22 protein-coding genes are annotated in these 23,302 nt (G+C 41.5%); 10 read left to right on the forward strand and 12 right to left on the reverse strand.

The features are described from left to right. Positions 1-77 precede the first annotated feature (77 nt). On the reverse strand, positions 78-644 hold the full coding sequence (locus V7L12_RS18985) for an HD domain-containing protein (RefSeq protein ID WP_335086530.1): 567 nt from the start codon (positions 642-644) through the stop codon (positions 78-80). 245 nt (positions 645-889) lie between these two features. Here V7L12_RS18985 and V7L12_RS18990 point away from each other — a divergent pair, with 245 nt between their 5' ends. From V7L12_RS18990 to V7L12_RS19000, 3 genes are all read left to right on the forward strand, one after another. After that, positions 890-1,630, forward strand: a complete 741-nt coding sequence (locus tag V7L12_RS18990) for an LmeA family phospholipid-binding protein (protein ID WP_335086532.1) — start codon at positions 890-892, stop codon at positions 1,628-1,630. A gap of 33 nt (positions 1,631-1,663) precedes the next feature. Further along, positions 1,664-2,215: a DUF2231 domain-containing protein gene (locus V7L12_RS18995; protein WP_335086534.1), complete on the forward strand. Its 552-nt coding sequence runs from the start codon at positions 1,664-1,666 to the stop codon at positions 2,213-2,215. Positions 2,216-2,683: 468 nt separating this feature from the next. Beyond that, positions 2,684-3,061 (forward strand): hypothetical protein, encoded by a 378-nt coding sequence (locus tag V7L12_RS19000; protein WP_335086536.1) that lies wholly within the window; start codon positions 2,684-2,686, stop codon positions 3,059-3,061. Positions 3,062-3,650: 589 nt separating this feature from the next. Here V7L12_RS19000 and V7L12_RS19005 read toward each other — a convergent pair. Beyond that, a complete protein-coding gene (locus V7L12_RS19005) occupies positions 3,651-6,992 on the reverse strand; it encodes an alpha-mannosidase (protein WP_335086538.1) in 3,342 nt (1,113 codons plus the stop codon). An 87-nt stretch (positions 6,993-7,079) separates the two neighbouring features. On the opposite strand from V7L12_RS19005, the gene V7L12_RS19010 reads away from it, so the two are divergent. Then, positions 7,080-8,741 (forward strand): hypothetical protein, encoded by a 1,662-nt coding sequence (locus V7L12_RS19010; RefSeq protein WP_335086540.1) that lies wholly within the window; start codon positions 7,080-7,082, stop codon positions 8,739-8,741. 2 nt (positions 8,742-8,743) lie between these two features. Here V7L12_RS19010 and V7L12_RS19015 read toward each other — a convergent pair whose 3' ends face one another. Then, positions 8,744-9,022, reverse strand: a complete 279-nt coding sequence (locus V7L12_RS19015) for a hypothetical protein (RefSeq protein WP_335086542.1) — start codon at positions 9,020-9,022, stop codon at positions 8,744-8,746. A 318-nt stretch (positions 9,023-9,340) separates the two neighbouring features. On the opposite strand from V7L12_RS19015, the gene V7L12_RS19020 reads away from it, so the two are divergent. Beyond that, on the forward strand, positions 9,341-10,261 hold the full coding sequence (locus V7L12_RS19020) for an alpha/beta hydrolase (protein WP_335086544.1): 921 nt from the start codon (positions 9,341-9,343) through the stop codon (positions 10,259-10,261). A 329-nt stretch (positions 10,262-10,590) separates the two neighbouring features. On the opposite strand, the gene V7L12_RS33255 is transcribed toward V7L12_RS19020, so the two are convergent. The 9 genes from V7L12_RS33255 to V7L12_RS19060 form a co-directional block, all read right to left on the reverse strand. Further along, on the reverse strand, positions 10,591-10,704 hold the full coding sequence (locus V7L12_RS33255; RefSeq protein WP_442947899.1) for a ribbon-helix-helix domain-containing protein: 114 nt from the start codon (positions 10,702-10,704) through the stop codon (positions 10,591-10,593). A 69-nt stretch (positions 10,705-10,773) separates the two neighbouring features. Continuing rightward, positions 10,774-11,091: a hypothetical protein gene (locus V7L12_RS19025; protein WP_335086546.1), complete on the reverse strand. Its 318-nt coding sequence runs from the start codon at positions 11,089-11,091 to the stop codon at positions 10,774-10,776. 62 nt (positions 11,092-11,153) lie between these two features. Then, positions 11,154-11,924: an SDR family NAD(P)-dependent oxidoreductase gene (locus V7L12_RS19030; RefSeq protein ID WP_335086548.1), complete on the reverse strand. Its 771-nt coding sequence runs from the start codon at positions 11,922-11,924 to the stop codon at positions 11,154-11,156. 6 nt (positions 11,925-11,930) lie between these two features. Then, complete coding sequence (locus V7L12_RS19035) at positions 11,931-12,218, reverse strand: hypothetical protein (protein WP_335086550.1); 288 nt, start codon at positions 12,216-12,218, stop codon at positions 11,931-11,933. Continuing rightward, positions 12,197-13,204, reverse strand: coding sequence for an arsenosugar biosynthesis radical SAM (seleno)protein ArsS (gene arsS / locus V7L12_RS19040; RefSeq protein WP_335086552.1), 1,008 nt, complete (start codon positions 13,202-13,204; stop codon positions 12,197-12,199). Before arsS ends, V7L12_RS19035 begins: the two co-directional genes overlap by 22 nt. A gap of 43 nt (positions 13,205-13,247) precedes the next feature. After that, positions 13,248-14,213, reverse strand: coding sequence for an inorganic phosphate transporter (locus tag V7L12_RS19045; protein WP_335086554.1), 966 nt, complete (start codon positions 14,211-14,213; stop codon positions 13,248-13,250). Between the two features lie 163 nt (positions 14,214-14,376). After that, positions 14,377-15,345 carry an arsenosugar biosynthesis arsenite methyltransferase ArsM gene (arsM, locus tag V7L12_RS19050; protein WP_335086556.1) on the reverse strand — a complete coding sequence of 323 codons (969 nt, stop codon included), beginning with the start codon at positions 15,343-15,345 and terminating at the stop codon, positions 14,377-14,379. A 296-nt stretch (positions 15,346-15,641) separates the two neighbouring features. Further along, on the reverse strand, positions 15,642-16,316 hold the full coding sequence (locus V7L12_RS19055; RefSeq protein ID WP_335086558.1) for a response regulator transcription factor: 675 nt from the start codon (positions 16,314-16,316) through the stop codon (positions 15,642-15,644). Between the two features lie 192 nt (positions 16,317-16,508). Further along, positions 16,509-16,796 carry a Mo-dependent nitrogenase C-terminal domain-containing protein gene (locus V7L12_RS19060; RefSeq protein WP_335086560.1) on the reverse strand — a complete coding sequence of 96 codons (288 nt, stop codon included), beginning with the start codon at positions 16,794-16,796 and terminating at the stop codon, positions 16,509-16,511. A gap of 760 nt (positions 16,797-17,556) precedes the next feature. Here V7L12_RS19060 and V7L12_RS19065 point away from each other — a divergent pair. The 5 genes from V7L12_RS19065 to V7L12_RS19085 all read left to right on the forward strand — a co-directional run bounded on the left by V7L12_RS19065 (position 17,557) and on the right by V7L12_RS19085 (position 23,299). Next, positions 17,557-17,718 (forward strand): hypothetical protein, encoded by a 162-nt coding sequence (locus tag V7L12_RS19065; protein ID WP_334931277.1) that lies wholly within the window; start codon positions 17,557-17,559, stop codon positions 17,716-17,718. Positions 17,719-17,721: 3 nt separating this feature from the next. Next, positions 17,722-19,215, forward strand: coding sequence for a sensor histidine kinase (locus tag V7L12_RS19070; RefSeq protein WP_335086562.1), 1,494 nt, complete (start codon positions 17,722-17,724; stop codon positions 19,213-19,215). A 15-nt stretch (positions 19,216-19,230) separates the two neighbouring features. Continuing rightward, on the forward strand, positions 19,231-19,659 hold the full coding sequence (locus V7L12_RS19075; RefSeq protein WP_335086564.1) for a response regulator: 429 nt from the start codon (positions 19,231-19,233) through the stop codon (positions 19,657-19,659). A 109-nt stretch (positions 19,660-19,768) separates the two neighbouring features. Beyond that, the gene (locus V7L12_RS19080; protein WP_335086566.1) at positions 19,769-20,806 is read left to right on the forward strand and encodes a sensor histidine kinase; all 1,038 of its coding nucleotides are present in this window, start codon (positions 19,769-19,771) and stop codon (positions 20,804-20,806) included. Between the two features lie 21 nt (positions 20,807-20,827). After that, positions 20,828-23,299: a GGDEF domain-containing response regulator gene (locus V7L12_RS19085; RefSeq protein WP_335086568.1), complete on the forward strand. Its 2,472-nt coding sequence runs from the start codon at positions 20,828-20,830 to the stop codon at positions 23,297-23,299. Positions 23,300-23,302 lie beyond the last annotated feature (3 nt).

Below are 23,302 nucleotides of genomic sequence, written 5' to 3' on the forward strand. Positions count from 1 at the left end.
CACTATATCGTGTCTGTAAAAAACCTATTTATGTATATTTGGTAAAGTTTTTATCTACTTCTAGGTAAATAAAATTTTTATTTAGATGCTAACACCTCAATTTGCAAAATCACCCGTTCTAATTCCTCAATAATTACAGGACTTTCAGTCTTTTTAAAAGCATCTACAAACGCCCGATAATACCAAAGAGTACCTTCTTTACGCCCCTGGAAACGTTCCCAAAGTGATTCGCCCAAAATGCGATAATCTTTGAGAATAGACTGGGCATTGTAAAGTTTATCAGCTAATGACACCAGCAGTACTGATGGGGAAGCTGTAGGAATATGAGCAATATATGCCTCCTTGCGCTGTCGCCAAGGGGGTTTTGGAGTTGTATCAGCGTCAGTACAACCATCTACAATTGCCGTTACATTGTCACCAAAGCGACGGCGAATTTCTTCTCGTGTTGCAGCGCCACCTTGATCTTCGATCGCATCGTGTAAGAGGGCTGCGATCGCTTCATCTTCATTTGCCCCGTATTCTAAAGCAATACTAGCGACACCTAATAAATGAGCAACGTAGGGCACACCTGAACCTTTACGAACTTGGTTGGCGTGTAGTTGGGTGGCGTAGGTAAGGGCTGCGGTAAAACGTTCTGAGAGCATTGTATAAAAAAATTCCAGCAGTCAGAAGAACTCAACTGAAATATTGGGTTTGTGTCAATTTTATAACAAATCGCTCCAAGTGCAGAGGTAATAAAGGATGAAAAGGGTATAGAGGTAAAATTGAAATTTGAAATTAGATAGACAACATTTAAATCTATATTCCATCGCCAGATAGATAAAACTCTGCTGTTAGTTTATTAAATTTACTCAAGGATGTACTTTAAACTAGGAGTTAACTTAACAGAATGCCAGAAAATCCTGGATTAGGAGAGCAAGCGCTCAATAAAGCGGCAGAAATAGGATTATCTAGTCAATTAGATGAAGTAGAAAATTTAGATGTAGATATCAAGACAGACCCGCTGAAACTGGTTCAGGGAGAAGTGGATGAAGTCACGATTAAAGGTGAAGGTTTGGTTATGCAGAAAGACCTCCGCATGGAGGAATTTGAAATGCAAATGACTAGTGTTGCCATTAATCCTTTAAGTGTGGCTTTTGGCAAAATTGAACTAACTAAACCGACTGAAGCTCATGCACAGGTTGTGTTAACCGAAGCTGATATCAATCGTGCTTTCAACTCCGAATATGTGCGTTCACAACTGCAAAGTCAAAAAATACATATTAACGGACAACTGAGGACTATTGAACCTCAAGATGTAGATTTTCGATTACCGGGTGATGGGAAAGTAGCACTAAATGCCAGCATAAAATTAGTAGAAACTGGTGAAAATCAGCAAGTTGCTTTTTCCGCAGTCCCCAGGATTAGCAGCAATGGAAAAAGTGTGACTTTGGAAAATATCGAGTATGGTGAAAGTGAGGAAATCTCGCCAGATTTGACAAAAGCTTTGATAGATCAAACTAGCGGAATTTTGAATCTAAGTAACTTTGATTTAGATGGCATAAGTTTGCAAGTAAATCAACTAAAAGTAGAAGTAGGCAAACTAATCCTACAGGCTGAAGCTTATGTTGAAAAAATTCCTTCAGCTTAAAAATGTAACGTTCATAAATTCAGGATACTAATAATGGAAACTACAGAAACAACGCAAACAGGTTCAACACCTTTTCCAAATATTCCACCAGTTATTGAAAGTAACGACAGTGAGTATCGTGATACCGGTGTACCCAGTACAGTTGCGATCGCCGGACATCCCCTACACCCCTTGAGTGTGATCTTTCCCATAGCCTTTTTAGCCGCCGCCTTGGGAAGTGACATTGGTTACTGGTTAACTAGCGATTTCTTTTGGGCTAGGGCTTCGCTATGGTTAATCGGACTTGGATTAGCTGGAGGTGTCCTTGCATCTGCGATCGGTCTTAGCGACTTTGTGAAAATTGAACGAGTCCGCAAACGCACCGCTGGTTGGACGCATTTGATACTTAACGTTTCTATATTAGTTTTATCACTCGTTAACTTTCTCCTACGCTTGGGCAACGCTGAGTCCCGAATAGTACCTTGGGGACTATTAATCTCGCTCGTTGTTGGTACACTAACCAGTGCTTCTGGTTGGTTCGGTGCTGAACTTTCCTATCGCCACAAAATTGGTGTAGTTGGTGGAGGTAGCAAAAGATATCCTTAAAGGAAAAACGCAGCACTTAACAAGATAGTTGGTCAAACCTACAAACTCAGTAACAGATTATTATTTACAGCTGACGCTAAGAATATTTAGCAGTTATCGTTTGTATTTGATACAGTTTTGATATATCTTGTGGGATGGAGATAAGTCCGATACAAGGGGTTCCAAAATTAAAATTTTGGAGGATATTTCCTTTACCAAGTAAGACTTTTAAACCCATCTCACAGGAAAAAATGTAGTTTGTTTAATGAATAACTGTATACTTTATCTATATAGTGAAAAAAATTACATACTGTTAAATATTAACTATTTATATACATAAGCTTATAAAAATTACAATCAGACAAAAGGGTGAAATTGCAATATTTAATTTCATACTAATATTAAGTTTAAAAAAGTTCGCCAGCGGTAAATTTCCGACTTTAAAGTGTTTTAATAAAGTTATTACCGAAAGTTTAGAGAAGCAAAAACATGAAAGGTTTCAGGAAGTTATCTTCAATAGCACTATTGCTATTTGCCTTTGTGTCTCCGCCCTCATTAGCTGAAGCGAAAGATATTTCTCTAAGTAATTCTTTGAATGAACAGAGCGTTACTCCAGATGCCAACATAGTTGGAAATAAAACTGGAGAGCTTTTGATTGCTCAACGGCGGTCAGGACGATACCAGAGAATCCGACGACGGCAGATAATCCGACGACGGCAGCCCTACGGACGATACCAGAGAATCCAACGACGGCAGCCTTACGGACGATATCAGCGAATCCAACGACGGCAGGACTTCAGACAACGCCAGATTATCGAACGACGGCAGCCCTACGGACGATACCAGATTATCCGACGACGGTATTAGAGATATGAGTAAAAATGACGTAGGCATAATACCCTTCTCATAACAGAGACGCTACGCGTAGCTTGCTTCCACGAAGTGGTATAGGAAGCCTTCGGCTACATGGATTTTGCCTACTAAGGATTTTGGATAAGGCACATAATTAGTTTCTAGAGATGTCTATTGAGGACTGGTAATACAAATAATATCGTGTCCGGTTAAAGACTTATCATTAAGACCGCAGAGGGGCAGAGGGGACGGGTTTTTGGTCTTTCTGGATAGATTCGGGAATTATAACTAATTAGCCGGACATGATATAAGCCAATTGTTAATAGAAATCTGGTGAAAAAGAATAGACCTCTTGCAAAAATCCTTGAATCACCCCTCCCCAACCCTCCCCGATGTGTTGGGGAGGGGGTAAGATTTCAAGTTTCCCCCCAATATATCGGGGGGATAAAGGGGGGTCTATTCGACTTATGCAAGAGGTCTAATGTAGAGACGCAGCACTGCTACATCTCTACAAAGGTTTGGATAACACATATTTAATTTCACCAGATGTCTCTCTAATGGTTAGTGGTTGTTCTATTAATCACTAACCATTAACTATAGTGGCTCACTCCAGCCTGGGATTAATCGCTGGTATCACCTTGAAATTGGCGATTTTCCAAGGTTGTATCATCAAGATTTGTTGTTGAGATGAAAATTCAGTACTGGCAGAACGCTCTAATAAATCTACTGTATTTCCGAGATTCAACCCTAAATCACTTTGCAAAGATAACTCGGCTCTTTCTCCGTGAGATTCATAACATCGTAGAATTAACTGCTGTGGATCGTCTTCAGATGGCTTCAAGGCCATCAAGATTAAATTTTCCGCTGATAAATCTAGGAAACTTACTCCTTCAATAGTGCTGTTAGCGGTAGCGGAGGGTTGAGCCAGTGACCAATTCAATATCACTTGCAACGGTATATTCAATTCATAGCCACGCCGTACTGTATGGGCTGATTCCCAGCTATCAGCATGAGGATACAAGGTATATTTGAACTCGTGAAAACCTCGGTCAGCCTCTGAGTCTGGCCAATTAGAACTGCGTAGCAGTGTTAGGCGGAGTTGATTTGGTTTGCTGTCATAACCGTATTTACAATCATTGAGCAAACTGACACCATAACGATTTGGGATTGCGGTATTTGTCTGTGTGTCTTCTGCTGTTAAATCAGCCCAACGCAAAGCAGGAACTTCCCATTTTGCTTTCTCTGCAGGGGTTTGCGGTTTAGTGGGGCGGCGAATCGCACCACAGGGAATTTCATAAGTAGCAAAGTCGGCTTCAATATTTAGAGGAAAAGCAGCTTTCACTAATACATGATTTTCTTGCCAATTGACAGTTGTAGCAATGTTCAGCAGAGGTGAACCAGCTTGCAGAATATAGTCTTGGCAAAATTCCGATTCACCCAACTGACGCACCACGCGTACACGACTTTGCACTGGGCCTTGTTCTAACCACTGAATAGATTGAAGATTTGTTGAGGGTAAGGGATGTTGAGCATAATTGGGGTCTATATTCCAAGCATCCCAATATTGCCCACTGTCTTTAAAAGCTTGTAGTTGATTCCCCGCCCCACTCAAAACTTCTCGTTGATAAGTTTTGTCAAAAACACTTGATAAATCTCCGGTGTCAGGATCTATAACAACTCGCAAGAATTCATTTTCTAAAATCCAGTCTGGGAGGAGTGGGGGAGATGAGGGAGAGACGCGATTAATCTCGTCTGTAGTGGGGAGTGAAGGGGAAAGCCAAAATATGCGGTAGCCTACGGGTGGAATTTCGGTGCCGAGAAATAGTATGGTTGATGGTTCAGATAATTGGGAGACAAGCTGCTTTCCAGAAGCATCGTAAATCTGCCATTCTTGGGTAGTTGTTGGTAGTGTGGGTAAGGCTACAGAGACTACCTCAGAACGTTGCCAATTGAGAGAATTGAAAACAAAAATAGGCAGACTATCGGGTTTTGGTGGTTCTGATAGGGTAATGTGAGATGCGATCGCTAAAAGTGATTCCTGTAATATTTTCGTTCCCACTTGCTCTACTTGTTGCCATTGGGGCAAGGCATCTGTGTAAACTTGGGTAATTGAAGAACCAGGTAAAATATCGTGAAACTGTTGAAATAACACCAATTTCCAAGCTGCTTCAATTTCTGCCTTGGGATATGTCACACCACAGCTTACAGTTGCCAAGGTAGCAAATAGTTCAGCTTCATACAATAAATTTTCACAACGACGATTCCAGCGTTTTTGATCTGCGTGGGTAGTGTAGCAACCGCGATGAAATTCTAAGTATAGTTCGTCATTCCAAGTCGGGAATAAGGGAGAATCATCACTACTGCCTTCTGCCTCACTTCTCCTGCCGGAGACGCTGCGCGAACGACTACGCTCATTGACCATCTGCCTTCTGCCTTCTGCCTCCTGCCTTCTGCCTCCTTTACTGATTTGCTGTAAATACTTTTCAGCCGTCGTAAATTCTAAGTCTGGGAAGAAAGGCGACTTTTGCCAGCGTTGGGCAGTTTCTAACATATCACGAGTGGGGCCGCCGCCGTGGTCGCCAACACCGGGAAGCCAGAGAGATTCTGGTAAACTAGTTTGGCTTTGCCACTCAAGAGTATAAGTTGCCATTTTAACCGGGTCAATGCTTTCACCGATGAGTGCAGACATCAAACTAAAGACTTCGCTACCGTCAGGCGATCGCCACCAAAAAGCCCCATAATCAAATTTAGTAGTATCATTCCACCGCAACTTCTGCGTCACAAAATACTCAATTCCAGCATTAGCGAAAAACTGCGGTAAAGTTGCACAGAAGCCAAAAGTATCTGGAACCCACACTACAGTTGAAAGCTTGCCAAATTTTTCCTGGATGTAGCGTTGACCATACAGTAGCTGACGGACTATTGATTCACCAGCAATTAGGTTGAGTTCTGGTTCCACCCACATTCCGCCGACAACTTCCCAACGTCCAGCAGCTACCTGTGCTTGAATTGCCCTAAACAAATCCGGGCGATGTTCTTCAATCCAAGCATAAAGTGCTGGACTTGAATGACAGAAAATTAACTCAGGAAAATCTTCTTGCAACTTCAGAACCGATTCAAAAGTGTTTTGTGCCGCATTCCAAGTTTCACTCACAGGCCATAACCATGCTAAATCTAAGTGAGCATGACCCAATAAAAAAATTTTAGATTTTATATCCGTAGCTTTCAAAAAGGGGGCTAAGATATCGGATTGAATTAAATTTTGGCGTAGAGATAAAAACGACTGTACCAACTCTCCCTTCTCTTCCTCCGTGTCCTCTGCGCCTCTGCGGTTCGTAATCTCCCCCACCATCGCCGCCAAAACATCCAACTTCTCCGGCGCAAATTTTTCTAAATAAAGTTGCACCACAGCTAACTCATCAGCCACAAAACCCGGATCGGGATTATTATCAACATAAGACTCATAAACTAGGAGCGATCGCACTAAAGCACCATCACAATGTCCCGGACTCACTAACCGCAAAGCCACAGTGAATTCTTCCCCTGGCGTTACCCCTTGACTGAGAAGTACTCTCGGCGAACAATCAAATAAATCACCCACCAGCACTAACTCGCCATTTACATAAATCTCAGCAGAATCCGCCCACCAAACCAGCGCCAGCCGCAAAGATAACCCAGCTAAGGGATAACCGTGTAAATCTTGGGGAACTACCAATCTTTGCGCTAGCCATAGCACTTTTTTCCCGCCCGTCCAAGCAATATGTTCTTTAGCATTCAACTGGACAGGTTGCCAATGAGACAAATCAGCAGCTACAACATCAGTAATAACTAAGTCAGATTCCTGATACAGCCATCTAGACTGAAGATTAACTTGAGAAAAAGAGCGCAATTGCTCAATCGCTTGTGAGATAAGTTTGGTCTGGGATTGAGAGACAGTCGGGGTCATATATTCGCTAAGATGAGGTGTTGGTCGTTTTTATTGTTTGGCGCGAGTCTCACAACTTAACAAGACTTGAACTAAAAAATTACTACTATGTCTTCTGGTTCCTCTGGTCGTTATCAAAGCAGACTATTTAACTTTGTCCACCAGCAATCTCGGCGGGTGACACAACAGTGGGAACATACCTTTCGGCATTTGCAAGTTGCCACTAAGTGGGGTGTCGAGGTACTACTTTACCCAGTGTATCTACTGTTTCAGTCATCTGAATCATCTGGGAAAACGCTACATACTAAAGAACCACAAACTAGATTAAAGTTACAACCAAATGATACCGATTTCCAGCCTGAAACTCTACCCAATGCTGATAGCCCCATTCAAAATGTACTAGAGGCAGTCAATTACCTGTCATCAGATGAACCCGCCTCCACTCCTACGAAAGCATCTGAACATTTTAATCCCTTGGCTTTATTGGGAGTTTTTCGGCTGAAATTCGTTGAGAATAACTCTAATCTTATTCAATCATCAAATACTACAGATAATCAAGCTGTCAGTCTCAACCCTTCACAATTAGAGAATGCCCTTCAACAGCGTCTTCCAATAGTGCGAGGAATTGCCACAAATTTGATAAGTCGAAATTTAGTACTTGTTAATGCTGATAATGAAATTCTGGATATCTTAACATCTGAACAACAGGCAAAATTAGAAGACCGAATTATTAACGAAGTTGCTAATTACTGGCAGTCTTCTCTACGAGACGCTGCGCGAAAGCGTTTAATTGTAGATAAAAAAGAAACGCAGTTATTACCACAAATTGACCGATTATTAGCAAAACTCACTGACGTAAATCCAGCTAAAATTCCGGTTTTAGCCGAGGGTATACCAAAAGATTTACTTAATACAGATAGATTATTAGCATTTCTAGATATAGCCATTGCTAAGTTAGAATCGAATGCTTTAGTCCCTGTGCAAGAACGTAGCCAGAAAATTGTCCAAGTTGGCCAAACTCAGTTAAACATATTTCTTTATGGCAAAGAGCAATTAACTGCCAAAGGAAAAATTGCCCCTAACGCTGATGGTTTAGAAACTCATTCACAGAATTTTCAGGCTTTGATTGAAGCGGCGCTTAATTACTTTTTTGGTGTTGGTAATAGAAAAACACTTGAGACAACAATTAGCAATGAGAAATTGCCAGGTAAACTATTTCCATCACGCCTTAGAAAAGCTTTGTCTAAAAGCCCTCTGGTAGAGAATCAGGATTTAACAGACGATCCTTGGCTAACGTGGAATGATTTATTTGGTGACACCGAAGCCGTTGTTGACAAGCCAGTTACATTTTCTGGGAAGATAAATCCTGCTTTAACCCCAAGTTTATCAGTAGGGCATTTTCCACAAAAGAATTTGAGTGTAAAACAACCTAAAATTGGATCTGGCTTGATAAAAAGAAAACAACCAAGTAGTAATCTTACCTCAAGTCAAAAAACATCTGAAAAAGTCGCCTTTGTAAAACAAACTCAAACCCGCATTTCCCAAACTAAAAGCGAGAGTCGTAAAGGGGAAATTTTGCAACAGCAATTTCACCAAAGCAGTCATGTTGAGGCACAGCCAGACTGGATAGAAACCACAGCAACTTCAACTGGCTATGAAAAGCACCCTTTAGAGCAACTTTTGGAATGGCTTGATTATATTATGGTCTGGCTAGAAGAGAGATTTGTAAAGATTTTTCAGTCGTTGCGGCAGCTATGGCAAGGGAAATAATACTAATTCGTAATTCGTAATTCGTAATGTTTATGAGGTATCCTTTCGAGGTGTTCGACCGTTACTTTGAAAAAGGAATGGATGAGCGCTCGCATCACAAAGCGACGCAACCCAGAGTTAGCTCTAGGTTCGGAATGTCCTTGACTAATAGCTTCCAGTCGATTGAGAGTTTTCTCGATAATTTGGCGAACAGCGCGTAGGCGTAGCCCGTCGTAGACATCGCCAGCTGCACCTACACCCTCTTTTACTCGCTTGATTGCGGCGGTGGTCAAAGATGGCAAAGTTTCTGATTGTTTTCTATTTTCCTGCTGATGGCTAGATTTTGAGTCGGTATGAACTTCCGAAGTTGCCCCATCAGCTAAGTCTTCTTGAACTGACTCGCTAGAAGAACTTTTGATAACACCCTCTTTGAATTCATAAAATAATCATAATTCTTGAGGTTATATCATTAACCAACCCACGGTTAGAAGTTGTGGAATTATTTTCAGGATACTTTAAATACAACATGAGGGTAACTCAATTAACTGTAATTACTATAGATGTTGATAGATGTTGACTTTTTAGTAGCTTGTTGGGAGAATACGTAAAAAATTAACCCTATGATTGACCATAGCGATCGCCTAGCTTCTCGTAAAGAAGGCAGATTCCAAGGTGTTGGAGGACTTGAACTGTATTATCAAAGCTGGCATCCAGAGGGTAAAGTCCGGGCAATATTAGCCATTGTGCATGGACTCGGAGGGCACAGCGATCGCTACAGTAATATAATTGAGCATTTGATACCCAAGCAATACGCTGTCTACGCCTTAGACTTGCGCGGTCATGGACGCTCACCGGGTCAGCAAGGCTATATCAACGCTTGGAGTGAGTTTCGTGAAGACCTGGGAGCTTTTTTACAGTTAATTCAGACTCAGAATCCTGGATGCCCAGTTTTTCTCTTGGGTCACAGTTTAGGAGGGGTAATTGTCTTAGATTACATTCTGCGCTATCCCCAACAAGCATCATTATTGCAGGGTGCGATCGCTCTTGCACCAACCTTGGGGAAAGTTGGGGTTTCACCGATTCGGGTACTTTTAGGAAAAATGCTCTCACGAGTGTGGCCAAGTTTTACCCTGAATACAGGGATTGACATTAGCGCTGGTTCACGAGATCCGCAGATTTTAGCCGCTTATGCCCAAGATACAATGCGACATACCCGTGCTGCTGCCCGTCTGGCTACAGAATTCTTTGCAACAGTTGATTGGATTAATGCTCATGCAGGTGATTGGCAATTACCATTATTGATTCTCCACGGTGGCGCAGACCGAGTGGCTTTGCCAGGGGGAAGCGACATTTTTTACCAACGGCTAAATTGCAAAGATAAGCTGAGAATTGAGTATCCGGGAGCCTATCACGAACTTCAGAGTGACATAAATTACCGCGAGGTAATGGCTGATTTAGAAGATTGGTTGGAGCGACACCTACCATCTGAGGTGGTGCAGTTAAAACGGGGAAGCGCTGAGTTAGAGTTTCCCAGTTCTTAGCCTTTCAGTAGTGAGGCTTGATTACTCTATCGTCAAGCAATGTGTAGGCGTAGCGCGTCGTAGCCCCAAAGCTTAAGGATATGAATAATGCAATATGCCAAGGCAATACCTTCGCCAATTTTTTAGAACGCCCACAGAATGCGGGTTTCGGACTATGAGTTTAAGCCTCAGTTCAAAAGCCTGAAACCCTTACTGTTTTAAGATAGCGCAAATTCGTCAGCTAACTTATCTGCAACTACTTCAAACTCCTCATTGTTCAGTTGATCCTGTGTCTGAAGCTTCGCCATCAACTGAGCGCGTTTTCCTTTTTGACTCTTGCGCTGTTGGTCTTAAAAGATTAGCTCTTGAAGATATTCATTAGCTGAACTATAACCGCCTTTAGCTACTTGTTGTTCGACAAAGACTTTCATCGATTCAGGTAAGGAAATCTGAATGTTAGTCATACCTTGAGATATCTGGTGGGCGATTTTATCTACTACGTTACTAGAGCGATCGCACCTTCAAATGTAGAGTCAATTGTTTGTATTATCCGAAAAATATATTGCTGAGGATTGAGAGTTTTTTCCAACCAAAATAGGTTCTCCCTTCACTCCTCCACGGGTAAGGGTACAAATCTTATAAAGGTTTTCACACTCAAAGATTGCTAGAACTAGCTCTTTCCCAGTTTGATAAGACGATGGTAAAGGTTTACCTACCTCGCATTCCATATCAATTTCGTTATCACGCCACTGTAACTTCCAAATACGCTTTTCGGTTATTGGTGCTTTGACAGACTGAGCAAGAGCGCTATATACCTGCTCTGCTTTAATATCATCCTTGGCTGCTGGCACAAAAAACTTCATAGGCTGAGGTTAAAAATAACGTATGTTTCATTAGCACCAGCGTAACGCAGTTACCAAGGCAATCTGCTCCCATTCCATGAGAAAAAGTGTCCACTATCGCCTTCTTGAAGCTGTTCGATGACAGCCAATAATTGAGTAACGGTGCGTTCCACTGAAAATAATTGTTCCGCAGGTACATTTCTTTGGAAAGGACGAGAAAGGCGGGTATCAGTTGTACCAGGATGCAATGTTACTATTAATACTTTCGGACAACTTCTTTTATACTCAATTGCCGCAGTTCGCATCAACATATTGAGTGCTGCTTTAGAAGCCCGATAGCCGTACCATCCACCAAGTTGGTTATCGCCAATACTCCCCAATTTAGCAGAAATAGTGGCGAACACGCTGCGTTCTCCATGACGAAACAGAGGCAATAAATGTTTAGCCAGTAAGACAGCACCAATACTATTTATCTGAAAGTAGCGCAGCAAATTTTCTGAATTGATCTGTCTTAAGCTTTTTTCCGGTTGCAAAGTATCTTCATGCAACAGTCCTACACAGTTGACTACTAAATGCAGTTTGTCGGCTTGAGTAGATATTTTTTGAACGGCTTCAATAATCTGCAACTCGTCAGTAATATCTATCTCCAAACAAATTAATCGCTCAGGATATTCGTCTGCAAGAGCTATTAACTCTGAGGCCGATTCCGGCTGACGAGAAGTTGCATAAACTTTAGCTATTCTGTCATCTTGTAGCAATTTTTTCACAAAACCCAAACCAATACCTTGGCTGGCTCCCACAATCAAGGTATTGACAAGATTAATTTCATCGATAAAAGACATATCAATTTAGGTAACTTGTGGAGGTATTTGATATTCATAGCGAGAGACAAAATAAGCACCAACTTGTCTGTCGCTGTGATGACGGAAACCAAAGCCTTCATATACTGCTCTTAGGCGCAAACGCAAAGCATCGCAATCTAGACGTAAATAACGTTTACTAAGTGTTTGTGCGTGTTCAACAGCCCAAGTCAGCAGTGTCGAACTGCAAAGCGATGTACAAATGCTGACTCTTCCTGAGAGATGTCGGGCCAGAAAAGTAAATGCTCTAGTTTTTAGAGCAAAGCGCCACCACAACTAGAACCACATCCAGCAGTACAACCATAGCAATAAGCAGCAGTTTGTACCTCACTAATCAGGTCTAAATTGCCAGCTTCTAACAATTTGCCAACTGTCAAAGTTTCACCATTGCGAGTTTTTGCAGGCAAATTCATCATTTGGTTAAAGTCACAATCATATACATTGCCCAGATAGTCAATTGAAAGTTCATCGCGACACATTAAATGTTCAACTGTGCTGGGATTAAAATGCGACTCTAAAAACTGCAAATAGCTAGCGTACAGTTTTCTCCGTTCTAAATGCATTTTGGTTCTACCAACTGGTAAGTTGGTAAAGGTGAAGAGGTTGTTAAACACAATATTAAAATGTTCTTGTAAGAACATTTTGTAATCTCGTTCTAGGTTACTCTGTTCGGGAGCTAAAGAAAATTTTTCATCGGTGGGCAACTGGGGATTAAAAACCAAGTCCAAAATTAAATTCTGGTCTTTACCATAGCCAAGTTGGTTAAGCCACTGCAAAGCTTTGACTGAACTATCAAAAACACCAGTACCACGCATTTTATCAACATTATCTGCTAGGTAACAGGGTAGAGAAGCCACAATTCTTACTTGGTGTTTAGCAAAGTATTCTGGTAAATCACCAAATCCATCTTCAAAATAAATGGCCAAATTAGACCGGACAATCACTTGTTTACCAGTTGCTTTTGCTGCTTCTACCAGTGGCTTAAATCCATAATTCATTTCGGGTGCACCACCAGTTAAATCCACAATTTTAATTTCGGGAAATTTATGGATTAGTGAAATTAGTTGTTCGCAGATTTCAGGAGAAAGTTCTTCTGTACGTTTTGGACCAGCTTCGACATGACAGTGTGTACAAGCAAGATTACAACGCTTACCTAGATTAATTTGTAAAACAGTGATTCCTTTTTTTGTCAAAGGTGAACTGAGTTTGTTTTTAAAGGCTGTGACTGCTGTATCTAGTAGAATTTTAGTTTGAGTTTGCATTAGTTACTACTCCTAAAAAATTGCACAACAATATTCAATTTTTCTAACCTTGCAATAATCTGTAGGTTATTGCACTAATAATTGCAGCAGTTGGTAAAGTTAAAATCCAAGATAGTAGAATCTGATAAAAAACACGAGTATTAGATTTAGATTTTTTGCTAATTAATCCTACACCAAAAATAGAACTGACTGAAACGTGAGTGGTAGAAACTGGAAGCCCAAACTGAGTAGCTGCAATCACCATAACCCCAGTTACTATATTTGCTGATAAGCCTTGAGTAGGATTCATTGAGGTAATCTTTTCACTCATAGTTATTGCAACTTTTTGAGAGTTGAGTAAACCGCCAAGTGCCATTGCGATCGCTATTGTGATCATTCCTCCCTGAATCGAGAAATACTCAATAATTAGGATGAGTGAAACAATCTTAGGAGTATCATTTAATCCTCTAGCAAAACTGATAATTCCAGCACTGAAAAAATGGCAAACATCAATCATTTTTTGGTTGACTGGTAGATGCCATTTTGAATTAAAATAGCCAGATAAGCTGTAAATTCCTGCTCCCAAGGGAATAGCAATGATTGGACTGAGTAATAAAGGCAAAATAAAGGAAGTTCCTAAAGCTGCAAAATTAACTTGTAGTCCAATCGCAACTAATCCAGCCCCAACCAACGCACCTGTTAAACTGTGAGTTGTAGAAATGGGAAACCCCATAAAGGAGGCAATGAGTACAGTCAAACCAGCAGCGATCGCTACTGCAAGATGAAATTCTGGGGCATTAGCGATCGCATCAGGTAATAGTCCTTTTCCAGAGAAGTTTTTAATTAATGCTCCTGCCAAAAAAGTCGCAGTTATTGCACCAGCAAAAGTTGTGAAACTTGCCCACAAAATTGCTGTTTGATAGCTGCTAATTCGGCTACCAAATAGCGTTGCTACACCTTTAAAATTATCATTTGCTCCATTTGAATATGCTAAAAAAAGCGTAGCTAAAAACAGACTAATTAACAACATTTTGGAGTTTATAAAGAAGAACTCAGAATTCAGAAATTAGATGTAATTAGTGAAAGATTCAAATTGTGCATTTATTACCCAGCGATGCACTGAGCTTGTCGAAGTGTCGCACAGAACCATTCTAAATTCTGACTCCTGACACCTGAATTCTTTCTTAGATAAATTAACAGCACCCACCACCGCTATAGTGCCAGGTTGAATTGGTAACAATTATTTCTGCTGGCTTACTAGCAGCAAGTTTAGCAGCAGTTTTATCACATACCGCAGCCGGAATACCTAGCTGAAGTATATGACCTGCTGAATCGTCAAAGAAGGGTTCAGAACCAGCATAAATTGCCGTTTTTCCAGTGAAAATGCAAGCACCATCTTCTGGAATTACAACTTTAAAAGAGACAGAATCCAGACTTTCTAAAAGTAGGTTTTCTTCTAAATTATAAGTCTGGGAATCTAGTAGGCGATAAGGACGACGGGCACGAATTTCAACTTGACCAAAACCAGCATTTATAATCCTTTCAGTATACTGTTGATATGTGAGTGCGCCTGATAAACACATTGCTCTCAATCGCTCATCTTCTTGAAGATGTGCTGGAATTGGACGAGTGGCAATTGGATCGCTCATCTGCAAGCGTCCACCTGGTTTTAATACGCGATGTGCTTCTTTTAAAGCGCGAGTTAAATCTTCTGGTTCAAAGATGTTGAAAAGGCAATTCTGTGCCACGATATCGACGCTAGCATCAGCAACAGGTAAGTTAAAAGCATCACCTTCGCGGATTTCTACAAAGCTGGTGTTAAACCAGGGGTTTTCTTGAGCAGCAATTTCCAGATTACGTGCAGCTGCTTCCCGCATGGCTCCAACCGGTTCAACGGCAATTACAGCACTTGCATAACGGGAAAAATAAGCGAATTGCAACGCTTCTAAGCCGCCACCAACGCCGACGTACAGCACAGTAGGTTGGTTTCCTAGTTCGGTGGGGTGAACAGTAGTACCACAACCATAATTCATTTCCTGCATTGGCAAAGGAATTTTCAATCCTGGTAGTTGCAAGGGCGTACTTTGTACACAACAAAGTCCAACTTGCGGGGTTTGGGCAACTTCACGGTAGAATTGTGCTGCTGTTTCTAGATAAGTCATGCCATTTTGGGTTTTGGATTTTAGATGATGATAGCTTTGTGCATCCTAATATAATTAACTCTGAGTTGGATGAGTTTCTGCTGAGATTGCCAAAAACCCCAAATCCTCCTATAGTAGAAAGTTTGAGATTTTACCGTTATTTGACACTGGAAGACGGACAAGAAGTTAAGAGGAGATGAGGGAGCAGGGGAGCATACTTCCACTGTGTTCAGTAACCAGGGGAACAGGGGAGAAGTTGCAGTAAGTTTTTCCCCTCTGCCCCTCTGCACCTCTGCCTCTTGTGCCCAATGCCCAATTCAATCATGCAATGTGTAGCCAACACCGATCACAGTTTGAATGAGGCATTTTTCGTTATTGGCTTCAAGTTTCAGGCGTAGGTAGCGAATGTAAGTTTCAATGATGTTGGCATCGCTCATAAAGTCGTAACCCCAAACTTCCTCTAAAATGCGATCGCAGCTAATTATCTGTCGCGGATGGGCCAGCAAATATTCTAGTAAATCAAATTCCTTAGCAGTTAACTCAATTAACCGCCGATTTCGGTACACTTCCCGCGTGCGACGATTTAAACTTAGGTCTTCAAATTCTAAAACATCTGCGTACTCTGCTTGCTTGCTTCTTCGTAGGTGAGCGCCGACTCTGGCTAATAATTCATCAACGCTGAAGGGTTTAACGAGGTAATCATCAGCACCAGCGTCTAAACCTGCAATGCGATGGCTCACTTGATCTTTGACGGTTAATAAGATTATCGGCACTTTCTCAGCTATACTTCGCAGGCGGCTGCAAATTTCCAACCCCGACAAACCAGGCAACATCCAGTCTAAAATTACTAAATCCAAATGCAACTCCCTTGCTGCGGTGAGTGCAGTTAATCCATCGTAGGCAATACTGACTTGATAGCCTTCATAATTCAATTCCAATTCGACAAATCGTGCCAGTTTGACCTCATCTTCAATCAGTAAGATGTGCGTCATGATGATGTTAATGATTTCAGCAGGATACGGTAAGCAACAATACGGTCTGGAAACACTTTAGTGAGGTGTCAGCTACTTAATAGCTAAACATCTAATTAGGTGTACGTTAGCTTAGTATAAACCTGAGTAAGTAACAACCGTAAATCTGCAATTAGCGATCGCTGCTCGATCAAAGAACAATCCAACTGGCTATCAGCAATAAGCTGTGATATCTTCACCACATTCATCAGCAAGATAACAGAGCGCTCTAAAACGCAAACCAACCACTTCCTCGTATAGAGGATTTAATTTACACATAGGTGGAATATGAAATAGCTTCCGACCAAACAGCGTGATGTCTCGCTCAAAGGGACATTGAGCAGGAATAGCTTTACATAGAAAATGAGCCAATTTGGAGTTATGAATTTCTATCGTTTCCAACCACTCACGGACTGGGTGCAGTAGCTCGTTGTGTAAGTGAACTTGAATAAAGCTTGTCATAATTTTTCACCTTTATAATTTCAAACTAGATTGAGTTTTTTGTATTTGAACCTTTATAAATAAATACAGTTAGGTTTTATAGTTTTATGCACTTATTACTTTTTCTTTGGTTCTCTACAGAGGTAGAAAGAGTACTGTTAACTACACATTCAAGTACTACAGTTACCGATAATTTGTCCTGACTTTTCACTTCATATTGAAAAACCCATCCAAAACTTAACCCCCTAACCTTTCCCTAGTAGGGAAGCTCGATTTTCAGGGCAAAAATGTAGACAAAACAACGCTTTTGGGCAAATTGGCACTATTTGACAAACATTTCGGCTCAATCCCTTAACAATGCAGAATTTTTCAGGTTACTGACAGTACTTTATGTTTATATAGGACTCCGATTTGATTTCTGAAAACATACTGAGACTGAAAAGCCTGTTTTATCAGGTTTTTATCTGAAATCCTGTTCAGAAATCAGATATGAGTCCTATATCTAGTCTATGTATTTATTAATCAATTTAATATCAAGCTAATATAAGTCAAGGTTTTTAAGTGCAATTACTAATGTTGGCTACCACATTAATATAATTTATGCAAGCGAAAAGCTTGTGAAAATGGCTACGGAAATATACTGAATAATTTAACAAAATTTATTATTTGCTTTCTCATGTCTCAGAAAATATACGCTCACAATCATTAACTAATATAGATATCCTTTATTAGAGCTAATTCGCTCTCAAAGTTAAGAAACTTGGTATCAGTTACTAAAACTATGACGAGTAGTGGGGCTGCTAGTCACCCTTCTCTTTCAGAGACGGGAACACGTGACGATCCTAACGGCGCTAACGCAGCGATCGCGCAGCCTCTCGTAGAAACGCTGGCTCACCGTTTTTACCACTTTAGTCAGCAGCTGCTTTTTCAACTAGGAAGGTAAAAAATGGAATGGGCTATTTACAAAAAGAATACAGGCAGTTTTGTAATAGCAGTCGCAATTATGACTGGTGTTGGCATAATTTCATATCTTAGTTTGCTTCAGTATAGAGAAAACGCTCAATGGGTAACACATACACGCGAGGTGCTTGAAAAGACAAAAGAAGTAATGTCACAGATCAAAGATGCAGAGACTGGACAACGGGGCTATCTTCTCACAGGCAAAGAACGGTATCTGGAACCGTATCGTACTGCAACTGGCGAGATTGCTCAGAAACTTCAGGTTCTGCGCCAATTGACTGCGGATAACCCAAATCAACAGCAGCGGCTCGATCGCCTTGAACCCCTAATTGCCAAAAAACTGGTTTTGATTGAACAGACGATTAACGCTAGGAGCAAAAATTTAGAGTCCTCGCTGCAAATAGTTCAGACAGATCGGGGTCAGCAGATTATGGAGGACATCCGAATGCTGACCACAGCTATGGAGAATGAAGAGAATCAGTTGTTGAAACAGCGATCGATAAAGGCGAACGCCAGCGCTCATCAAACAACTTTGCTGACTATTTTTGGCAGCATTATCGCTTCTGTTATCGTCGGTTTCGCAGCCATGATCACCAATCAGGAACTCGTCAAACGCAAGCGGATGGAAAATTCTTTGCAAAAGGCTCGTGATGAATTAGAAATAGAGGTTAGCAAACGGACTGCTGAACTAAGAAACACTAACGAAGAATTACAAACTGAAATTAATGAGCGCAAAAAGGCGGAGTCAGAGATTCTGCGTCTGAACGTCCAGCTTGAGCAACGAGTTGCAGAACGCACAGCACAACTCGAAGCCACTAACAAAGAGATGGAAGCATTTAGTTATTCTGTGTCTCACGACCTGCGCGCCCCCTTGCGGAGCATCGACGGCTTTAGTCAAGCACTCCTAGAAGATTATGCTGACAAGCTGGACGCACTAGGTCAAAACTACCTCCAACGAGTGCGTGCAGCCACCCAGCGGATGGCACAACTAATCGACGATTTACTGAATCTGTCACGATTGACGCGTAGTGAGATGCATTGCGAAAAGGTCGATCTCAGCGCACTAGTGGAGGCGATCGCTACAGAGTTGCACAAAACCCAACCAGAACGCCAAGTAGAGTTTATCATTACGCCGGGATTGGTTGCTAATGGTGATGCTCATCTGTTACGGATTGTGCTAGAAAACCTGCTAGGTAATGCCTGGAAGTTTACAGGAAAACATCAAAAGGCCCGAATAGAATTTGGGCTTTTGCTGCAAGATGACACCCATGTGTATTTTGTCCGTGATGATGGTACAGGCTTCGATATGGCCTATGTTGAGAAACTCTTCGGTGCTTTTCAGCGCCTACACGCCATGACTGAGTTTGAAGGTACTGGTATCGGACTAGCTACTGTGCAGCGCATTGTTCACCGTCATGGTGGCCGTGTCTGGGCTGAAAGTACAGTGGAGCAAGGCGCAACATTTCACTTCACTCTTTAACTAGAAGAATACAAAATGATTTTACTTGTAGAAGACAATCCTGACGATGAAGCGCTAACCCTACGCGCACTTAAGAAAAACAATATTCTGAACGAGGTCGTGGTAGCACACGATGGGGTGGAAGCCCTAGATTATCTCTTTGGTAAAGGTGTGTACACCGCTCGCGACATGAGCGTTATGCCGAATCTCATCCTTCTAGATTTGAAGTTGCCTAAAATGGATGGTCTGGAAGTTTTGCGACACCTGCGAACCGACCACAGGACAAAAATCCTTCCCGTCGTCATTCTCACCTCCTCCAAAGAGGAGCAAGACTTAATTAATGGTTACAGCTTGGGAGCCAACAGCTATGTTCGCAAACCAGTAGACTTTTCCCAATTCAGTGAAGCGGTGCGACAACTAGGATTGTACTGGTTTGTCTTAAACGAATCACCGCCGAGAATATAGCTTATACCAATCCTCCAAAATCAGGTTATAGATGCAAGGCCGACTTTCTTAATTACGAATTACGAATTACGTAGCTTGCTTCTCGCCAAAGGCGAGTATTACGAATTACATGGGTATACCACTGCGTGTATTACTTGTTGAGGATTCAGAAGACGACGCTTTGTTGCTGCTGCGTGAACTGCAACGTGGTGACTACGAAGTAACCTTTGAAAGGATTGATACACCCACAGCCATGAAAGCTGCGATCGCAGAGCAAACATGGGATATCGTAATCTGCGATTATTCTATGCCCACCTTTAGCGCCCCTGCTGCATTGAAGCAGGTTAAGGAAAGTGGACTTGACCTGCCATTCATTATTGTCTCAGGCACTATTGGTGAAGATACGGCAGTAGCCGCCATGAAAGCTGGTGCCCATGACTACATCATCAAAGGCAATCTAGCGCGACTTACCCCTGCTGTCGCCCGCGAGTTGCGCGAGGCACTAGTGAGACGAGAGCGTAAACAAGCAGAGGAGCAGATTAAAGCATCCCTTCAAGAAAAAGAGGTGCTATTGAAAGAAATTCATCACCGGGTAAAAAATAATTTGCAGATTATTTCTAGTCTGCTCAACCTGCAAGCAGAGTATCTCAAGGACAATCAAGCCCTTGAGGTATTCAAAGATAGCCAGAACCGGATTGAATCAATGGCTCTAATCCACGAGAAACTATATCAATCTCAAGACTTGGCAAGGATTAATTTTGCCGACTATATCCAAGATTTAGTAACTAATTTATTTTATTCATACAACGTTAATTCCAGCGATATTACCTTGGAAATGAACGTTGAGGAGGTTTTTCTAGCCATTGATGCAGCTATTCCTTGCGGCTTGATTATCAACGAACTTATTTCAAATTCCCTAAAATATGCCTTTCCCCAAAGAGAACCGGGAGAAATTTGTATTGACTTTTGCTCCAGAGAAGGAAATTTATTTACACTTACTATCAGTGATAATGGTGTCGGTTTTGCCCAAGATTTTGACTTTCAAGCTACAGAATCATTAGGTTTGCGATTAGTCAAAGGTCTAACACATCAGCTACAAGGCAATATCGATTTTATCAGTAACAAGGGAGTAGAGTATAAAATTATATTTTCGAATAAAATTTTCTAAATTTAGAAGTTAAAGAAAATCATGAAACCAGTAAATATATTAGTTGTTGAAGATGAATTCATTGTGGCAATGGATATACAAAATCGGCTAAGGAAATTTGGATACACTGTTCTGGGGCTTGCCGATTCTGGAGAAGAAGCAATTAAGAAAGCAGCAGATAATTCTCTAGATTTAGTTTTAATGGATATTCACCTCAAAGGAAATATGGACGGTGTGGAGGCCGCTCAGATAATTCATAATATTTTTAATATTCCAGTCATATATCTTACTGCTAATGCAGACGAATCAACATTGAATCGAGCAAAGGTAACAGAGCCGTTTGGCTACATTCTCAAGCCCTTCAAAGAAAAAGAATTAAAGTTCACGATTGAAATTACCCTTTCTAAACATCGGACGGAAAAAAAATTAAAACAGAATGAACAATGGCTGACTACTATACTTAAAAGTATTGGAGATGCTGTGATTACTAGCGACGAATCTGGAACTGTGACTTTTATGAATCCAATTGCGGAAGTACTGACGGGTTGGAATTATTCAGATGCGTTTGGTAAAGAAGCAACAGAAGTATTCAATATTGCTCATGAAGAAACTCGTACAATAATTGAAAGTCCTGTAAAGCAAGTCCTTCAGTATGGGGTTACTGTCGGTCTACCAGAGCAGACAATACTTATTGCTAAAAACGGTACAGAAATACCAATTGATGATAGTGTTGCACCAATTAAAGATGAGAACGGTAATATCACTGGTGCAGTTTTGGTCTTTCAGGATATCACCGAACGCAACCAAATTCTGGAGGCACTAGCGCGTCGCCAGCAAGAATTCAAAGCACTAGTTGAAAATGCACCTGATATTATTTCCAGATTTAACCCTCAATTGCGCTACGTTTACGTTAATCCAGCTATTGAAAAGGTTACAGGAATATCAGCCGAAACATTTATCGGCAAAACAAACGCAGAGTTAAATCTGCCAGAAGAATTTTACCGGATATGCGATCGCAAGCTTGGGCAAGTTTTTCAAACTAAGCAAGAAACCGAGTTTGAATGCAGTTTAGCGATCGCTTGCGAAACAAAACATTACCATACCCGTCTTGTGCCTGAATTGGCTAGCGATGGATCAGTATATTTTGTTTTAAGTATCGCTCGTAACATTACTGCTCTCAAACTTGCGGAAGCGCAATTAATTCATGATGCCTTTCACGATATACTAACCGGTCTGCCAAACCGCGCCTTATTTATGGAACGGCTAGAGCGTGCGCTCATGCTGACAAAACGACGTGCGAACTATACATTTGCTGTTCTCTTTCTAGACTTAGATCGCTTCAAAGTTGTCAATGACAGTCTCGGCCACATGATTGGCGATCAACTACTAACTGCCCTTGCTCGTAGATTGGAGAATTGCCTGCGCTCTGGAGATACAGTTGCTCGTCTAGGGGGAGATGAGTTTACAATTTTGCTTGACGATCTCCAAAATGCCAATGACGTAATAAGCGTAGTGGAGCGGATACACCAAGCTCTGACATCTGCGTTCCAACTCAGTGGGTACGAGGTATTTACCACCGTCAGCATTGGCATCGCCCTGAACAAGGGTAGTTACAACCTACCGGAGGAACTCTTGCGCGATGCTGACATTGCAATGTATCGCGCTAAAGCATTGGGTAAGGCACGCCATGAGATATTTGACTCAACCATGTACACCCAAGTAACGAAGCTATTAGAGTTAGAGATGGATCTACGACGGGCAGTTGAACGCCAGGAGTTTCAGGTTTACTACCAGCCAATTGTTTTATTAGAAACTTACAAAATTATTGGTTTCGAGGCTCTCGTTCGCTGGCAGCACCCGCAACACGGATTAGTTTCTCCAGACAACTTTATTCCCCTAGCAGAAGAAACTGGGCTGATTATCCCTATTGGTTATTGGGTACTAGGCGAGGCTTGTCGGCAGATGCGTGCTTGGCAAGTACAATTTCCTACTGACCCACCCTTGACAATCAGTGTAAATCTTTCCACTAAGCAGTTTTCACAACCAGGCCTGATTGAGCAAATTAATCAAATTCTCCAAGAGACTGGTTTGGAAGGTGGCAGTTTAAAGCTGGAGATTACCGAAAGCGTACTTATGGAGAACATTCAATTAGCAACTTTTATGCTCTTGCAACTGCAACAGATGAATATCCAATTACACTTAGATGATTTTGGCATCGGCTATTCATCCTTGAGTTACCTGCACCGCTTTCCCAGTAATGCCTTGAAGATTGATCGTTCCTTTATTGCTAAGATTGGTGCTAATGGAGAAAACTTAGAGATTGTTCAAGCGATCGTCGCTCTAGCCCAGAGTCTAAATATAGATGTAATAGCAGAGGGCGTAGAAACATTAGAGCAACTGGCACAACTTAGAGTGATGAAATGCAAATATGCACAGGGATATTTTTTCTCCAAACCCCTTGATCGCAAGTCGGTAGAAACATTAATTTTATCTGGCATTGAACCTAGATATTAGCCA

The organism is Nostoc sp., assembly GCF_036918245.1.
Classification (GTDB): domain Bacteria; phylum Cyanobacteriota; class Cyanobacteriia; order Cyanobacteriales; family Nostocaceae; genus Nostoc.

What these genes read in the sequence shown, in the direction of transcription:
- V7L12_RS18985 (WP_335086530.1), bottom strand. Translation starts at nt 644, where the DNA reads ATGCTCTCAGAACGTTTTACCGCAGCCCTTACCTACGCCACCCAACTA.
- V7L12_RS18990 (WP_335086532.1), top strand. Translation starts at nt 890, where the DNA reads ATGCCAGAAAATCCTGGATTAGGAGAGCAAGCGCTCAATAAAGCGGCA.
- V7L12_RS18995 (WP_335086534.1), top strand. Translation starts at nt 1,664, where the DNA reads ATGGAAACTACAGAAACAACGCAAACAGGTTCAACACCTTTTCCAAAT.
- V7L12_RS19000 (WP_335086536.1), top strand. Translation starts at nt 2,684, where the DNA reads ATGAAAGGTTTCAGGAAGTTATCTTCAATAGCACTATTGCTATTTGCC.
- V7L12_RS19005 (WP_335086538.1), bottom strand. Translation starts at nt 6,992, where the DNA reads ATGACCCCGACTGTCTCTCAATCCCAGACCAAACTTATCTCACAAGCG.
- V7L12_RS19010 (WP_335086540.1), top strand. Translation starts at nt 7,080, where the DNA reads ATGTCTTCTGGTTCCTCTGGTCGTTATCAAAGCAGACTATTTAACTTT.
- V7L12_RS19020 (WP_335086544.1), top strand. Translation starts at nt 9,341, where the DNA reads ATGATTGACCATAGCGATCGCCTAGCTTCTCGTAAAGAAGGCAGATTC.
- V7L12_RS33255 (WP_442947899.1), bottom strand. Translation starts at nt 10,704, where the DNA reads ATGACTAACATTCAGATTTCCTTACCTGAATCGATGAAAGTCTTTGTC.
- V7L12_RS19030 (WP_335086548.1), bottom strand. Translation starts at nt 11,924, where the DNA reads ATGTCTTTTATCGATGAAATTAATCTTGTCAATACCTTGATTGTGGGA.
- arsS (WP_335086552.1), bottom strand. Translation starts at nt 13,204, where the DNA reads ATGCAAACTCAAACTAAAATTCTACTAGATACAGCAGTCACAGCCTTT.
- V7L12_RS19045 (WP_335086554.1), bottom strand. Translation starts at nt 14,213, where the DNA reads ATGTTGTTAATTAGTCTGTTTTTAGCTACGCTTTTTTTAGCATATTCA.
- arsM (WP_335086556.1), bottom strand. Translation starts at nt 15,345, where the DNA reads ATGACTTATCTAGAAACAGCAGCACAATTCTACCGTGAAGTTGCCCAA.
- V7L12_RS19055 (WP_335086558.1), bottom strand. Translation starts at nt 16,316, where the DNA reads ATGACGCACATCTTACTGATTGAAGATGAGGTCAAACTGGCACGATTT.
- V7L12_RS19060 (WP_335086560.1), bottom strand. Translation starts at nt 16,796, where the DNA reads ATGACAAGCTTTATTCAAGTTCACTTACACAACGAGCTACTGCACCCA.
- V7L12_RS19065 (WP_334931277.1), top strand. Translation starts at nt 17,557, where the DNA reads ATGACGAGTAGTGGGGCTGCTAGTCACCCTTCTCTTTCAGAGACGGGA.
- V7L12_RS19070 (WP_335086562.1), top strand. Translation starts at nt 17,722, where the DNA reads ATGGAATGGGCTATTTACAAAAAGAATACAGGCAGTTTTGTAATAGCA.
- V7L12_RS19075 (WP_335086564.1), top strand. Translation starts at nt 19,231, where the DNA reads ATGATTTTACTTGTAGAAGACAATCCTGACGATGAAGCGCTAACCCTA.
- V7L12_RS19080 (WP_335086566.1), top strand. Translation starts at nt 19,769, where the DNA reads ATGGGTATACCACTGCGTGTATTACTTGTTGAGGATTCAGAAGACGAC.
- V7L12_RS19085 (WP_335086568.1), top strand. Translation starts at nt 20,828, where the DNA reads ATGAAACCAGTAAATATATTAGTTGTTGAAGATGAATTCATTGTGGCA.